The sequence below is a fragment of the Variovorax sp. Soil_C_12 genome, assembly GCF_057657375.1.
Genome location: NZ_JBDGIO010000001.1, coordinates 222,670 through 237,876, shown reverse-complemented (window position 1 = coordinate 237,876; position 15,207 = coordinate 222,670). Strand labels below are relative to the sequence as shown.

Below are 15,207 nucleotides of genomic sequence, written 5' to 3'. Positions count from 1 at the left end.
ATTGCGGGGGCGCAGCATGAGTGCTTCCCCCTGATTCGAGCCCTCCCATGAGTTTGCCCAGCACCCTCCGCGACCAGGAAGAACTGATGCAGCGCATCGCGCGCGACCTGATCGACGGCTACGACGAAGAACTGGAACTCGAGATCGAGGACCGCAACCTGGAAGAGCTCGAGTCGGGCCAGGCGCCCGACAAGGCAGCGCGCCGGGCCTATTTCAAGGAGCTCTTCCGCCTGCAGGGCGAGCTGGTGAAGCTGCAGGACTGGGTTCAGCACAGCCGGCAGAAGGTCGTGATCCTGTTCGAGGGCCGCGACGCGGCCGGCAAGGGTGGGGTGATCAAGCGCATCACCCAGCGGCTCAACCCGCGCGTCGCGCGCGTCGCGGCGCTGCCCGCGCCCAACGACCGCGAGCGCACCCAGTGGTACTTCCAGCGCTACGTGGCCCATCTGCCGGCCGCCGGCGAGATGGTGCTGTTCGACCGCAGCTGGTACAACCGCGCCGGCGTCGAGCGCGTGATGGGCTTCTGCACCGACGACGAATACGAGGAGTTCTTCCGCACCGTGCCCGACTTCGAGCGCATGCTGGTGCGCTCGGGCATCAAGCTCATCAAGTACTGGTTCTCGATCACCGACGACGAGCAGCACATGCGCTTCCTGGGCCGCATCCACGACCCGCTCAAGCAGTGGAAGCTCAGTCCCATGGACCTGGAATCCCGCCGCCGCTGGGAGGAATACACCAAGGCCAAGGAAACCATGCTGGAGCGCACCCACATCGCGGAAGCGCCCTGGTGGGTGGTCCAGGCGGTCGACAAGAAGAAGGCGCGGCTGAACTGCATCACGCACCTGCTCGGCCAACTGCCCTACCAGGAAGTGCCGCATGCGCCGATCGAGCTGCCCGCGCGCGAGCGCCATGCGGACTACCTGCGCCAGCCGGTGCCGGCGTCGATGTACGTGCCTGAGGTTTACTGAGTAACGACCGCCTTCGCTGGCTGACGCCGGCGGCGCGGAAGCTGCTAAGGTGCGGGGCCGGATTCCGGCCCACGCAAGCACCATGGCTCGTCGCCCTTCCTCGACCTCTGCCGCCTCGGCGATCACGCGCGCCTACCAGCGCAGCATGAGGGCGCTCACCAACGCCACGCTGCGCAACGGACGGCGCATCGCGAGCCAGGTGCAGCGCGCCGCCGCCGAGCAGCTCAAGCCGCCGCGCGGTCCCGGCGACTGGCTGGCCGGGGCGGCGCTCGGCCCCGCAGGCGCGCGGCGCTATCACTTGTACCGGCCGCCCGAGATGCAGCCCGGCGAGCGCCTGCCGCTGCTGGTCATGCTGCATGGCTGCGCTCAGACCGGGCGCGACTTCGCCGCCACTACGCGCATGAACCTGCTGGCGGCGCGCGAACGCTTCTTCGTGCTCTACCCGGAGCAGGACCGCATGGCCCATCCGCAGGGCTGCTGGAACTGGTACGACCGCCGTTTCGGCAAGGCCGACGCCGAGGCCGCGACGCTGATGGCTGCGGTCGACCAGGCCTGCACCCTGTACCCGGTCGACCGCGACCGCATCGCCGTGGCCGGGCTCTCGGCGGGCGCCGGCATGGCGGTGTTGATGGCCACGCGCTACCCGGTGCGCTTCAAGGCCGTGGCCATGCATTCGGGGGTGGCGCCCGGCGCCGCCCGCTCGCCCGCCACCGCCCTGGGCGCGATGCGCGGGCGCCATGTGCCGCCCATGCCGGCGACCGCGGTCGGCAAGGCCATGGGGGCCGCCGCGGTCTTCACCACGCTGCCGCCGCTGCTGGTCCTGCACGGAGATGCCGATCTCGTGGTCTCGGCCCGCAACGCGCTCAGCGCCGCGGAGGTCTGGGCCACGGCCACCGGCGCACGCCCCGGCATCGAGCGCACGGTGCAGCGCGGCAAGCGTCACGCAATGCGGGTGACCGAGTTCAAGCGCAAGGGCCGCACCTTCGTCATGCTGTGCGAGGTGACGGGCCTGGGCCATGCGTGGAGCGGCGGCGCGCCGCGCCTGCCCTTCAGCGACGCGGCCGGGCCCAATGCCTCGCGGCTGATCTGGGCCTTCGCGTCGAAGCAATTTAAGGCGCTTGCCGCGTCTTAGGCTTGTCAACGCCATGCCCGCCATCGCCTACGACCCCAGCCGCACCGCGCTCTATTCGCCGGAGCGCCAGGACACGCTGTTCGAAGCCGGGCGGCACTACACGCCGACCCAGTGGGCCATCGAAGCCTCGCGCCTAACCTACTACCGGGCCGAGGTTTCGGACGGCGAGCGCCAGCGCCTGGCCGATGCGCTGGCACGCGCCGGCTTCGGTCCACCCACGCTCATCACGCACGCCGAGTCCCACAGCTTCGCCTTCGCCGCGCTGCATGCCGACGGCACGGCGCTGGTGTCCTTCCGCGGCACGCAGCCCGACGAGATCCGTGACCTGGCGACCAACCTGCAGGCGAATCAGGTCGACTGGCCCGAAAGCGGCGGCCGCGTGCATGCGGGCTTCGCGCGCTCGGCGCGGGCGCTGCTGCCGGTGCTGCGCGAATGGCTGGAAGAAGGCGAGGGCGCCGGCCGCAAGGCGCTCATCCTCGCCGGCCACAGCCTCGGCGCCGCCCTCGCAACGCTGATCGCCACCGTGCTGCCGCCCAGCCTGCTGGTCACGCTCGGCTCGCCGCGCGTTGGCAACACGGCCTTCGTGGCCGCGCTGGCCGAGGTCGAGACCCTGCGCCTGGTCGACGGCTGCGACGTCGTCACCCAGCTGCCGCCGGCCTTCTCGCTTTACGCTCATGCGGGGCCGACCAGCTACATCAGCTGCGAGGGCGAGTGCATGCACAACCCCGACGTCAGCTTCATCGAGAGCGACCGCGCCCAGGGACGCGCGCGCTACGTGGTCGACCATGCCTGGAAGCGCGGCGCGGTGCTGCTGCGCGATTTGGCGGACCACGCGCCGATCAACTACGCGCGGGCCTATTTCGGGTGAATCCTTCGCCCTTGTTCTCAATTTGGCTGCACATGTAGCAAATCTGAGAACAGGCCGATACCTGTACGCCACCCGGCGTATTTCCCCCGCCGGACCGTTTCCGCAGACTCCTGCGTGTCATTCACACCCAGGAGAAGAGTCCCATGCAACAACGTCGCTTCACCCTCAAGGCGCTCACGGCCGCGGTCGCGCTGGCCAGCCTTTCCGCCGTGCCGGCCTTCGCGGCCGACACCATCAAGGTCGGCGTGCTGCACTCGCTGTCGGGCACCATGGCCATCTCGGAGACCGTGCTCAAGGACACGGTGCTGATGGCGATCGACGAGATCAACGCCAAGGGCGGCGTGCTCGGCAAGAAGCTCGAGCCCGTGGTGGTCGACCCGGCCTCCAACTGGCCGCTGTTCGCCGAGAAGACCAAGCAGCTGCTGGGCCAGGACAAGGTCTCGGTGATCTTCGGCTGCTGGACCTCGGTGTCGCGCAAGTCGGTGCTGCCGGTGGTCGAGGAAATGAACGGCCTGCTCTTCTACCCCGTGCAGTACGAGGGCGAGGAGCTCAGCAAGAACGTCTTCTACACCGGCGCCGCGCCCAACCAGCAGGCCATTCCGGCGGTCGACTACCTGATGAGCAAGGAAGGCGGCGGCGCCAAGCGCTGGGTGCTGCTGGGCACCGACTACGTGTATCCCCGCACCACCAACAAGATCCTGCGCGCCTACCTCAAGAGCAAGGGCGTGAAGGACACGGACATCGACGAGAAGTACACCCCCTTCGGCCACAGCGACTACCAGACCATCGTGGCCGACATCAAGAAGTTCTCCTCCGGCGGCAAGACGGCCGTGGTGTCGACCATCAACGGCGACTCCAACGTGCCCTTCTACAAGGAACTGGGCAACGCCGGCCTGAAGGCCAAGGACGTGCCGGTGGTCGCCTTCTCGGTCGGCGAGGAAGAACTGCGCGGCGTCGACACCAAGCCGCTGGTGGGCCACCTGGCCGCATGGAACTACTTCATGTCGATCAAGAACCCGACCAACACCGCGTTCATCAAGCAGTGGAGCGACTACGCCAAGGCCAAGAACATCGCCGGCCACAAGGACAAGCCGCTCACCAACGACCCGATGGAAGCCACCTACATCGGCATCCACATGTGGAAGCAGGCGGTCGAGAAGGCCAAGAGCACCGACACCGACAAGGTGATCGCCGCCATGGCCGGCCAGACCTTCACCGCGCCCTCGGGCATCGTCTCGAAGATGGACGAGAAGAACCACCACCTGCACAAGAGCGTGTTCATCGGCGAGATCAAGGCCGACGGGCAGTTCAGCGTGGTGTGGAAGACGCCGGGGCCGGTCAAGGCCAAGCCGTGGAGCCCGTATATCGAGGGCAACGACAAGAAGCCGGACTATCCGGCCGGCAAGTCGCTGTAAGGCAACGAGCGCTGCCCCTCTCCTGCTCCCTCTCCCTTGGGGAGAGGGTTGGGGTGAGGGCCAGCGGCGGTAGTGACCGCCGTTCCTTTTGAGCGCCGCCGCCCTCACCCCCGCCCTCTCCCCGAGGGGAGAGGGAGCAAAGCCCGACCTACGATGCTCCGACGAACACTCCACCGCCTCCTCTGCGCCTCGACGCTGCTGATGGCGCTCGGCGCCCACGCGCTCACCCTCGACGAGGCCCGCGCCATCGCCTCGGGCGAGTCCGAGGCCCGCATTGCAGCGCTCAACAAGGCCGTCGCCACCGCAGACGAGAAGACCGCCGCCTTCATCCAGGCCATGGCGGACGACGCGGTCAAGTACACCGAGGACAAGGTCTTCCTCATCAAGGACGACAAGGCCTACGACCCCGTCACCGGTGCCGAGCTCAAGCTGCCCGACACGGCCGAGGACGTGGTCAACAACAACCTGATGCGCGGCGCCCTCGATGCCGCGCAGGCCGCGCTCAAGCTCGCGAGCAAGGACGAGGCCGTGCGCGCCGAGGCGGCGCAAGCCCTCTTCAAGGAGCCCGACGAATCCCGCCTGCCGCTGGTCGAGAAGGCGCTCGCCGCCGAGACCAACGAGCGCATCAAGGCCCAGCTCGAGCTGGTGCGCGCCGCCAGCATGCTGAGCAGCACCGACAAGGCCAGGCGCCTCGCGGCCGCGAAGGCGCTGGGCGAGAGCCGCAGCCCCGACACCAAGCTGCTGCTCAACCAGCGGCTGGCCGATGAAACCGATGCAGAGGTGAAGAAGGTGATCGAGGCATCGATCAGCAGCATCGACGGCTCGCTGGTCTGGGGCGATCGCATCAACGCGATCTTCAGCGGCATCAGCCTGGGCTCGGTGCTGCTGCTCGCCGCGCTGGGCCTCGCCATCACCTACGGCCTGATGGGCGTGATCAACATGGCCCACGGCGAGCTGATGATGATCGGCGCCTACGCCACCTACGTGATGCAGGGGATCTTCCAGCGCTACATGCCCGAGTCGCTCTTCGGCTGGTACCTGGTCGCCGCGATTCCCGTCGCCTTCCTCGCCTCGGCGCTGGTGGGCGCGGTGCTGGAGCGCGGCGTGATCCGCTTCCTCTACGGCCGGCCGCTCGAGACGCTGCTGGCCACCTGGGGCATCAGCCTGATGCTGCAGCAGCTGGTGCGCTCGCTTTTCGGCGCGCAGAACGTCGGCGTCGAGAACCCCGGCTGGATGAGCGGCGGCTTCACCATGCTGAGCAACGTCACGCTGCCCTGGAACCGCATCTGCATCATCGTCTTCGCGGGCCTGGTGCTGCTGGCCATGGGCTGGCTGATCGGCCGCACGCGGCTGGGCCTGTTCGTGCGCGGCGTCACCCAGAACCGCCCCATCGCCTCCTGCATGGGCGTGAACACGGCGCGCATCGACACCTACGCCTTCGCGCTGGGCTCGGGCATCGCCGGGCTCGCGGGCTGCGCGCTCTCGCAGATCGGCAATGTGGGTCCCGATCTCGGCCAGAGCTACATCGTCGACTCCTTCATGGTGGTGGTGATGGGCGGCGTCGGCCAGCTCGCCGGCACCGTCTACGCGGCGCTGGGCCTGGGCGTGCTCAACAAGTTCATCGAGGGCTGGGCCGGCGCGGTGCTCGCGAAGATCGCGGTGCTGGTCTTCATCATCATCTTCATCCAGAAGCGGCCGCAGGGCATCTTCGCGGTCAAAGGCAGGAGTGCGGAAGCATGAGCAGGGTCGCACTACCTTCCAAGGGCCCGCTGCTCGGCGGCAAGGGCTGGACCGCCTTCTTCGTCGCGCTGATCTGCGTTTGCGCCCTGGCGCCGGTGCTCAACCTGCTGGTGCCCGCCGGCAGCGCGCTGCACATGAGCGACTACGCCGTCGCGCTGGTCGGCAAGATCATGTGCTACGCCATCTGCGCCCTGGCCATGGACCTGATCTGGGGCTACACCGGCATCCTCTCGCTGGGCCACGGCCTCTTCTTCGCGCTGGGCGGCTACATGATGGGCATGTACCTCATGCGCCAGATCGGCCGCGACGGCAACTACAAGAGCGAGCTGCCGGACTTCATGGTCTTCCTCGACTGGAAGACGCTGCCCTGGCACTGGACCTTCAGCGACAGCTTCATCGCCACGCTGGTGCTGATCGTGGCGGTGCCGGGCCTGATCGCCTTCGTGTTCGGCTTCTTCGCCTTCCGCTCGCGCATCAAGGGCGTGTACTTCTCGATCATCACGCAGGCCATGACCTTCGCGGCGATGCTGCTCTTCTTCCGCAACGAGACCGGCTTCGGCGGCAACAACGGCTTCACCGACTTCAAGCGCATCCTGGGCACGCCGATCGCGACGCAGGAGATGCGCATGCTGCTGTTCGCGCTCACCGGGCTCACGCTGCTGGGCTTCTTCCTGTTCGCCCGGTGGCTCATCGGCAGCAAGTTCGGCCGCGTGCTGCAGGCCATCCGCGATGCCGAGTCGCGCGTGATGTTCTCGGGCTACAACCCGCTGCCCTACAAGCTCACCATCTGGGTCATCTCGGCCGTCATGTGCGGCGTGGCCGGGGCGCTCTACGTGCCGCAGGTGGGCATCATCAACCCGGGCGAGATGAGCCCGGCCAACTCGATCGAGATCGCGATCTGGGCCGCGGTCGGCGGGCGCGCCACGCTGGTGGGGCCGATCCTCGGCGCCTTCATCGTCAACGGCGCCAAGAGTTGGCTCACGGTGGCCTACCCGGAGTATTGGCTGTACTTCCTCGGCGCGCTGTTCATCGCCGTCACGCTGTTCCTGCCGAACGGCATCGTGGGCCTGGTGAAGAAATGGGCGTCCAGGGAGGGCAGGGCGATGCCCGAAGAGGCGCCGCTGCCGCCCGCGCAGCGCGCTGTCGCGGCCGAGCATGGCGTGGCCGAACCCGCACCGGCAGTGCTGCCAGTGCGTGCCGAAGGAGCCCGCGCATGACGCCCGACCTGATGGACGCGGGCGCCGAGCGCATCGCCCGGCACGCCCACCACAGCGACTTCGGCAAGCTCACCGCTTCGGGCGGCCGCGAAGCGGGCTATGGTCGGCATGCGACGCCGGGCGAGGTCGACCTCACGCACGGCCGCATTCTCTACCTCGAGGACGTGAGCGTGAGCTTCGACGGCTTCAAGGCCATCAACAAACTCTCGCTGGACATCGCGCCCGGCGAGCTGCGCTGCGTGATCGGCCCGAACGGCGCCGGCAAGACCACGATGATGGACATCATCACCGGCAAGACGCGGCCCGACGAGGGCACCGTGTTCTTCGGCAGCACCATCGACCTGCTGCGCCACAAGGAGGCCGACATCGCGCAGCTCGGCATCGGCCGCAAGTTCCAGAAGCCGACGGTGTTCGAGCAGTTGACGGTGTTCGAGAACCTCGAGCTCGCGCTCAAGACCGACAAGGGCGTGAAGGCCTCGATGCTGTTCCGGCTCGACTCGGCGCAGTCCGACCGGCTGGCGGAGGTGCTGCACACCATCCACCTCGAGGACAGCGTCTCGCGCCTGGCCGGCAACCTGAGCCATGGCCAGAAGCAATGGCTGGAGATCGGCATGCTCTTGATGCAGGACCCGAAGCTGCTGCTGCTGGACGAGCCGGTGGCCGGCATGACCGATGAGGAAACGGCGCGCACGGCCGAGCTCTTCCTCGCGCTCAAGGGCAAGCATTCGCTGATGGTGGTGGAGCACGACATGAGCTTCGTGCGCACCATCTCGGAGATCGTGACGGTGCTGTGCGACGGGTCCGTGCTGGCGCAAGGCACGCTGGACGAGGTGCAGGCAGACGAGCGCGTGATCGAGGTTTATCTGGGTCGCTGAACACCACCATGCTCAAAGTCAAGAACATCCACCAGTACTACGGCGGCTCCCACATCCTGCGTGAGGTGAGCCTCGAAGCGCACGCCGGCAAGGTCACGGTGCTGCTCGGCCGCAACGGCGTGGGCAAGACCACGCTGCTCAAGTCGCTGATGGGCCTGGTGCCCATCAAGAGCGGGAGCATCGAGTTCGACGGCGCCGCTATCCAGAAGAAGACCCCCTACGAGCGCGCCCGTGCCGGCATGGGCTTCGTGCCGCAGGGGCGCGAGATCTTCGCGCGCCTCACGGTCGAGGAAAACCTGCGCATGGGCCTGGCCTACCGTCCGGCCGGCACACCCATCCCGGCCGAGCTCTTCGAGCTGTTCCCGGTGCTCAAGCAGATGCTCAATCGCCGCGGCGGCGATCTCTCCGGCGGCCAGCAGCAGCAGCTTGCAATCGCCCGCGCGCTGGCGCCCAAGCCCAAGCTGCTGATCCTCGACGAGCCCACGGAAGGCATCCAGCCCAGCATCATCAAGGACATCGGACGCGTGATCCGCATGCTCGCCGACCGCGGCGACATGGCGATCGTGCTGTGCGAGCAGTACTACGACTTCGCGCAGGAACTGGCCGACGACTACCTGGTGATGGAGCGCGGCGAGGTGATCGCGCGCGGCCTTGGCAAGGACATGGAAGCGCAAGGCGTGCGCCAGCTCGTGGCGATTTGAACCGCCGTCGGGCATCGGCCCGCCAAGGCGCTACGCTCGGGGCTGTTGCCACAGCCCGGACCGACGCGCCACCACCATGCACCGCCTGCGGACTTCGTCCATTCAGCGTTCGGGGAGCCGTCCGTGGAGGCGCTGATCGCCCTGATGGTCGACCACGCCGTCGCGGTGGTCTTCGCCGTGACTTTCGCAGCCCGCGTGGGCCTGCCGGTGCCGGCCGCGCCGGTGCTGGTGGTGGCCGGCGGCATCGCGGCCATCGCCGAGCCGGTGCTGCTCTTCGCCATGGTCGGCGCCGCGCTGGTGGCCAATGTGCTGGGCGACGCCATCTGGTTCTACACGGGCCGCATCTACGGCTACCACTTCATGCGCCTGCTGTGCAAGATCTCGATCTCGCCCGACTCCTGCGTGCGGCGCAGCGAGTCGCTGATCACCCGGTGGGGCGGTCTGTCGCTGGTGGCAGCCAAGTTCGTGCCGGGCGTGTCGGTGGTGGCGCCACCGATGGCGGGGGCCCTGGGCATGTCCTCCTGGCGCTTCCTGGCCTTCGAGATCCTGGCCGCGCTGCTGTGGGCCGGAGTCTTCCTCGCCCTGGGCTGGCTGTTCCGCGAGCAGATCCAGGCTGTGCTCGATGCGTTGGCCAATGCCGGCGGCGTCGCCACTGCGGCGCTGGTGGTGGTGGTGGCCGCGATGCTGGCACGCCGCTGGTGGCGCCGCCGCGCCTTCCTTCGGACCACCAGCATGCCGCGCGCCACCATCGGGGAGCTGGTCACGCTGATGACGCGCGAGCCGGCACCCATCGTGATCGACGTGCGCGGCGAGGCAGGCATCCAGGTCGACCCGCGGCGCATTCCCGGCGCGCTGCTGATCCCGCTCAAGGCGCTGCAGCAGCGGCGTGCGGAGCTGCCCTTCGAGAGCGGCGAGCGCGAGATCATTCTCTATTGCAGCTGCCCCAACGAAGTCTCGGCCGCCCTGGCCGCGCAGGCCCTGGTGGCGCGCGGGTTCAAGCGCGCCCGGCCGCTGGCCGGCGGGCTGGAGGCCTGGGTCGAGGCCGGCCATCCGACCGCCGCCCATTGAGGCCTCAGCGGGTCAGGAGTTGCAGCAGCGTGTTGGCGACGACCACCGTCGCCTTGCGCAGTTCGTCCAGCGGCACGCGTTCGTCGGCGCGATGGCCGTTGGCTTCGAGCAGCGTCTCGGGGCCGGCGCCATACATCACGGTGGGGATGCCGGCCTCGCTGTAGAGACGCGCGTCGGTGTAGAGCGGCACGCCGATCGGGGTCACCGGCTTGCCCATCACGGCGCTGGCCTCGCGGCACATCAGCTCGGTGAGTTCCTTCGCACCGGGCGCCGGCGTAAAGGGGCGCGCCAGCAGGATGCGGCGGGTCTCGACCGTGATGCCGGGCAGCGCGCGGCAGGCCGCCTCGATCACGCCGCGCAGTTCGGCCTCCACCGCCTCGGGCGATTCCTCGGGCACGATGCGCCGGTCGATGCGCAGGCTGAGCCGGTCGGCCACCACGTTGGTGTTGATGCCGCCCTCGATCAGCCCGACCACCAGCGTCGGGTGCGTGATGCCGGGCGTCTGCGAGGGGCGGCCGGCGAGCGCGTCGCGATGCCGGTAGAGCGCGGGCAGCAGCGTGGCGGCGGCCTCGATCGCGTCATGGCCGGTGTCGGGACGCGCGGCATGGGCGGACTTGCCGCGCAGCGTCACTTCCATATGCAGGCAGCCGTTGTGGGCGACCACCACATGGTGCGAGAAGGCGGCCGAGAGCACGTAGTCGGGCCGGCTCAGGCCCTGCGAAAGAATCCAGCCGGGGCCGGTCATGCCGCCCGTTTCTTCGTCGTAGGTCAGGTGCAGCTCGACCGTGCCGCCCAGCGCTGCGCCGTCGGCGGCGAGCTGCTTGAGCGCGCGCAGCGCGAAGGCGTAGGTCGTGAAGTCCGACTTGGAGACGGCGGCGCCGCGGCCGTAGAGCCAGCCCTCGCGCACCTCGCCGCCATAGGGGTCGACGCTCCAGCCTTCGCCGGGCGGCACCACGTCGCCGTGCGCGTTGAGGGCCACCACCGGCCCATCGCCGAAGCGTTCGCGCACGATCAGGTTGGTCGCGCTGCGCATGCCGTGCTCGGCCGCGAACCCGGCCGGCACGGGATGCCGCTCGACCTCGAAGCCCATGGCCTCGAGCAGGCCGGCGCTGAGCTCGGCATGCGGCGCGCAGTCCCCGGGGGGGTTGTCGGAAGGGCACTGCACCAGCCGGGCGAGCGTGCGCACCTGCTCGTCGAAATGCGTGTCGATGAAGTGGCGCAGGCTCGCGCGTGCAGGATCGTGGTCGTTCATGGTCATCAGAGAAAGCGGTCGATGCGAAAGGGGTTGATGTCGATGTCGGTGCGGCCGTGCGCGATCAGGTCGGCGACCAGCTTCGCCGTGATGGGCGCCAGCGTGTAGCCGTTGGAGGTGACGGCGTTGTAGAAGCCCGGCACGCCGGGCACCTCGCCCAGGATCGGCGCGCCGTCGATGTTCACGTTCATGCCGGCCCAGCAGCGCACCATGTGCAGCCCGCTCACGGCCGGCAGCACGCGGCGCGCCACCCACAGGTTGCCTTCGATGCTGCTGCGCTCGGCGCGGTTGAGGCGCATGTCCGGGTGGAAGGCCGCGGTCCAGCCGCCGCCGATCAGCAGGCCGCCGCTGGCCGCCTGCTTGAGGCTCAGGTGCCGGTCGGCATGCGCGATGAGGTGATCGACCAGTGGCGGCGCGGGCTCGGTCACGATCATCTGCAGCGGCGCGCCCTGCACGGGGATCTTCACGCCCAGCATCGCGCCCACCGCGCTCGACCAGGCGCCGCTCGCATTGACGATGCGGCCGGCGCGGATCGTGCCGCGCGAGGTGCGGACCTCGAAGCCCGCGCCCTCGCCGGGCAGCCGCTCGATGGCCTGCACGTCGCAGCCGCGCAGCAGGCTGGCCCCCTGTTGCTGCGCGCGCCGCGCCACCGCGTAGGTGGCGCGCAGCGGGTTGATCTTGCCCTCCATCGGGCAGAGCTCCGCGCCCAGCAACTCGCCCGACAGGGCGGGCGACAGCCGGCGCAGCGCGGCGCCATCGATCACCTCGGCCTCGATGCCGTGGCTGCGTTCCAGCGCGGCCTTGGCCTCGAGGAAGCGCATGCCGGCCTCGCTGTCGGCCACCATCAGGCCGCCGGTGATCCTGATCTCCAGGTCCTCGCCGCAATCGGCTTCGATCTGCTGCCAGAGCTTCACGGACGTGGGGCCGAGCGGCAGCGTGGCCGCGGCCGGGCCGCCGCCGGCCTGCGCCCGGGCGCCGAAGTCGAAGGACAGCAGCTGCACATGCAGGCTGCCGGCATTGGCGCCCGAGGCCTGCAGGTTGATGTCGTCGCGGTCGACCACCGTCACCGCCTGCCCGGCCCGCGAGAGGTAGTAGGCGAGGCAGGAGCCCAGCACGCCGGCGCCGATCACCAGCACCTCGGTGCGCATCGGCGCGAAAGCTTCGACCACCACCGGCCGCGCGAGGTTGGGCGTGATGGCGGGCTTGTGGCCGCCCCATTCGGGCTTCTCGAAGCCCAGCGCGCCAGCGGGCACCGGCTTGGCGGGCGGCCGGGGTGCGAAGTACTGCTCGACCTCGGGCGGCCTGCCCGTCAGCTCGCCGACCAGGCGGGCGGCGGTCACGGCGCAGTAACGGCCTTGGCAGCGTCCCATGCCGAGGCGCGTGTTGCGCTTGAGCGCGGCCAGCGTGTCGCGCCCGGCGCGGATCTGCTCGCGCACGTCGCCGAAGCGGATCTCCTCGCAGCGGCACAGCAGGGTGTCGTCGGGAAGCTCCGCCAGCCGCACCGGCGGCGCCGCGTAGAGCGACCACAGGGCCCGCTGGAAGCGCTCGGCCTGTCGCAGCCGGCCGAGCGCCTCGGCCGGCTCGGGCGCCTGCAAGCCCAGGTTGCGCGCGGCCGCGGCGCCGGCCAGCGTGCCGCGCGCCAGGGCCACGCGCGAGCCGCCCAGGTCCGCGCCGTCGCCGGCCACGAACACGCCGGGCAGGCTGGTCGCGCCGTCCTCGCGCGTGACTGTGGCGGGGTAGCCCAGGTGTCGGTCCGCCAGGCGGTGCTCGCAGCCCAGCATGCGGGCCAGCTCGGTGGATGGGATGAAGCCATAGCCGAGGCACAGCGCGTCGGCTTCGAAGCGTTGCGCGGTACCGGGCACTGCGCGGCCCTGCGCATCGAGGCGGGTGGTCTGCACGGCCTGCAACCGGCCGGGGCCTTCCGCGGCAAGCACCGCCGTGCCCCAGATCACCGGCACGCCATGCGCACGCAGCCGACGCAGGTAGCGCCAGCCGTCGCGCAGCAAGTCGGGGGCGGTGCGTGCGGCGGTCCACACCTGCCGCCACTGGCGCGGCGAGGGCCGCGGCGCCGATTCGAGCACCGCGACCACCGCGGCGCCGCCGGCCAGCAGCTCCGCGGCCAGCTGCAAGTTCAGCGGCCCGTTGCCGGCGATCAGCACGCGCTGGCCCGGCGCCACGCGGTAGGCGCGCGCCAGCGTCTGGCCGGCGCCGGTGGTCATCACGCCCGGCAGCGTCCAGCCGGGGAAGGGGACCGGCCGCTCGTAGGCGCCGGGGGCGATCACCAACTGGCGGCAGCCGATCACCTGGGCCTGGCCGCCGACGAGCGCACCGATCTCGTTCGGCGAGAAGGCGGCCCAGACCTGGGCGTCCTGCTCGATCGCGACGCCCGCGGCCCGCGCCTCGCCCTCGAGCGCGAGGCCGTCCGCGAACTGGCGATCTGCGGGCGTCGCGGCCCGGTGCGAGGGCGCCAGCGGCTTGTAGAACTGGCCGCCCGACTGCAGGCGTTCGTCCAGCACCAGCACGCCGGCCCCGGCCCCGGCCCGGCGCGCGGCGAGCGCTGCCGACAGGCCGGCCGGCCCGGCGCCGATCACCAGCAGGTCGACCTCGCGCCGTGCCGGCTCCATCGCCGCCTCGGGCCCCAGCGGCTGCAGCGGGTCTTCGGGCGTGCCCGCCGGCATGGCCGAGCGCACCTGCTGCCCCTCGGCCACCTTGGTCAGGCAGGCGCGCTGGCTGGCGCGCCCGTCCACCGTCACCAGACAGTCGAAGCAGGCGCCCATGCCGCAGTACAGGCCGCGGCGCTCGCCGCCGCGGGTGTGGCGCAGCTCGCGGATGCCGCCGGCGGCCAGGGCGGCCGCGAGTGTCTCGCCCTCCAGGCCCTCCACCGGCTGCCCGTCGTACCAGAAGCGCACAGGGCGCCCGGTCGCGGTCATCGAAGGGTGGCTCAGTCGGGCGCTCATGGGCAAAAAGAAGAGAAGGAGGTTGACGGCGTTCAGTGTATACGTATACTTGACGTATACAAATACATCCGCCACCCGATTTTTCACCCAGGACCGGCCCATGACAGCATTCCGAGGCACCTACACGGTGCTCATCACCCCCATGACCGCCGACGGCCGGCACGTCGATGTGCCGGCCCTGAAGAAGCTGGTCGACTGGCAAATCGAGGAGGGCATCCACGGGCTGATCCCGCTGGGCAGCACCGGGGAGTTCCTGTCGCTGACGCCCGAAGAGCGCCAGCTGGTGATCGAAACCTGCGTCAGCACCGCTGCAAAACGCGTGCCCGTGCTGATCGGCACCGGCGCCGAGTGGACCGACGAATGCGTGCGCCTGAGCCGCGAGGCCGAGGGCATGGGCGCCGACGGCGTGATGATCATCCCGCCCTTCTACAGCACGCCCACCGACGACGAGCTGTTCGAGCACTACCGCAAGGTGGGCGAGTCGATCGGCATTCCGATCATGGTCTACAACAACCCGGCCACCGCCAACGTGGACCTCAAGCCCGAGCTGGTCGCGCGCCTCTCGCGCATCGACAACTGCAAGTACATCAAGGAGTCCACGCTGGAGGTCACCCGCGTGCGCGACATCATCGAGCTGTGCGGCGACCGCATGACGGTCTTCGCCGGCATCCTCGGCTACGAGTCCTTCTGGCTCGGCGCCCAGGGCTGGGTGGCCGTGTGCTCCAACCTGATCCCGAAGATGTCGGCGCGCCTGTTCGAGCTGGTGGCCGACGAGCGCGACATGCCTGCGGCGCTGGCGCTCTACAAGAAGATGCTGCCGATCGTGCGCTGGGTCGGCGGCCATCGCTACGTCGCGGCTTCCAAGGAAGGGCTCACGATGATGGGCCTGCCGGTCGGCAAGCCGCGCGCCCCGCGCCTGCCGCTGCCGGCGGCGGATGCGGCAGACCTGCGCCGCGCGCTCGAGCGCCTCGAGCTCCTCGACTCCATTCGCGCCTGAGCGCCAGGCGTACCCGTTCG

12 protein-coding genes are annotated in these 15,207 nt (G+C 69.7%); 10 read left to right on the top strand and 2 right to left on the bottom strand.

The genetic code is table 11. The annotated features are described in order from the left end of the window. The first annotated feature begins 47 nt into the window (after positions 1-47). The 9 genes from ppk2 to AC3A6X_RS01140 all read left to right on the top strand — a co-directional run bounded on the left by ppk2 (position 48) and on the right by AC3A6X_RS01140 (position 9,981). The gene (ppk2, locus tag AC3A6X_RS01180) at positions 48-965 is read left to right on the top strand and encodes a polyphosphate kinase 2 (RefSeq protein WP_487840449.1); all 918 of its coding nucleotides are present in this window, start codon (positions 48-50) and stop codon (positions 963-965) included. 82 nt (positions 966-1,047) lie between these two features. Beyond that, positions 1,048-2,097, top strand: a complete 1,050-nt coding sequence (locus AC3A6X_RS01175) for an extracellular catalytic domain type 1 short-chain-length polyhydroxyalkanoate depolymerase (RefSeq protein WP_487840448.1) — start codon at positions 1,048-1,050, stop codon at positions 2,095-2,097. Positions 2,098-2,110: 13 nt separating this feature from the next. Next, a complete protein-coding gene (locus AC3A6X_RS01170) occupies positions 2,111-2,965 on the top strand; it encodes a lipase family protein (RefSeq protein WP_487840447.1) in 855 nt (284 codons plus the stop codon). Positions 2,966-3,108: 143 nt separating this feature from the next. Next, a complete protein-coding gene (urtA, locus tag AC3A6X_RS01165) occupies positions 3,109-4,380 on the top strand; it encodes an urea ABC transporter substrate-binding protein (RefSeq protein WP_309965549.1) in 1,272 nt (423 codons plus the stop codon). Positions 4,381-4,533: 153 nt separating this feature from the next. Further along, on the top strand, positions 4,534-6,120 hold the full coding sequence (gene urtB / locus AC3A6X_RS01160) for an urea ABC transporter permease subunit UrtB (protein WP_487840446.1): 1,587 nt from the start codon (positions 4,534-4,536) through the stop codon (positions 6,118-6,120). Further along, complete coding sequence (urtC, locus tag AC3A6X_RS01155) at positions 6,117-7,337, top strand: urea ABC transporter permease subunit UrtC (RefSeq protein WP_487840445.1); 1,221 nt, start codon at positions 6,117-6,119, stop codon at positions 7,335-7,337. The genes urtB and urtC overlap by 4 nt, the downstream gene beginning before the upstream one ends. Next, a complete protein-coding gene (gene urtD / locus AC3A6X_RS01150) occupies positions 7,334-8,212 on the top strand; it encodes an urea ABC transporter ATP-binding protein UrtD (protein ID WP_487840444.1) in 879 nt (292 codons plus the stop codon). The genes urtC and urtD overlap by 4 nt, the downstream gene beginning before the upstream one ends. A gap of 8 nt (positions 8,213-8,220) precedes the next feature. Next, on the top strand, positions 8,221-8,913 hold the full coding sequence (urtE, locus tag AC3A6X_RS01145) for an urea ABC transporter ATP-binding subunit UrtE (protein ID WP_487840443.1): 693 nt from the start codon (positions 8,221-8,223) through the stop codon (positions 8,911-8,913). Between the two features lie 123 nt (positions 8,914-9,036). Continuing rightward, entirely contained in the window at positions 9,037-9,981 is a 945-nt protein-coding gene (locus AC3A6X_RS01140; protein ID WP_487840442.1) for a VTT domain-containing protein, read from the top strand. A gap of 4 nt (positions 9,982-9,985) precedes the next feature. Here AC3A6X_RS01140 and AC3A6X_RS01135 read toward each other — a convergent pair whose 3' ends face one another. Together AC3A6X_RS01135 and AC3A6X_RS01130 are read right to left on the bottom strand one after the other, a co-directional pair. Next, complete coding sequence (locus AC3A6X_RS01135; RefSeq protein ID WP_487841072.1) at positions 9,986-11,233, bottom strand: M20/M25/M40 family metallo-hydrolase; 1,248 nt, start codon at positions 11,231-11,233, stop codon at positions 9,986-9,988. A 5-nt stretch (positions 11,234-11,238) separates the two neighbouring features. Then, positions 11,239-14,163 carry an FAD-dependent oxidoreductase gene (locus AC3A6X_RS01130; protein WP_487840441.1) on the bottom strand — a complete coding sequence of 975 codons (2,925 nt, stop codon included), beginning with the start codon at positions 14,161-14,163 and terminating at the stop codon, positions 11,239-11,241. Positions 14,164-14,290: 127 nt separating this feature from the next. On the opposite strand from AC3A6X_RS01130, the gene AC3A6X_RS01125 reads away from it, so the two are divergent. Beyond that, positions 14,291-15,187 (top strand): dihydrodipicolinate synthase family protein, encoded by an 897-nt coding sequence (locus AC3A6X_RS01125; RefSeq protein WP_487840440.1) that lies wholly within the window; start codon positions 14,291-14,293, stop codon positions 15,185-15,187. Positions 15,188-15,207 lie beyond the last annotated feature (20 nt).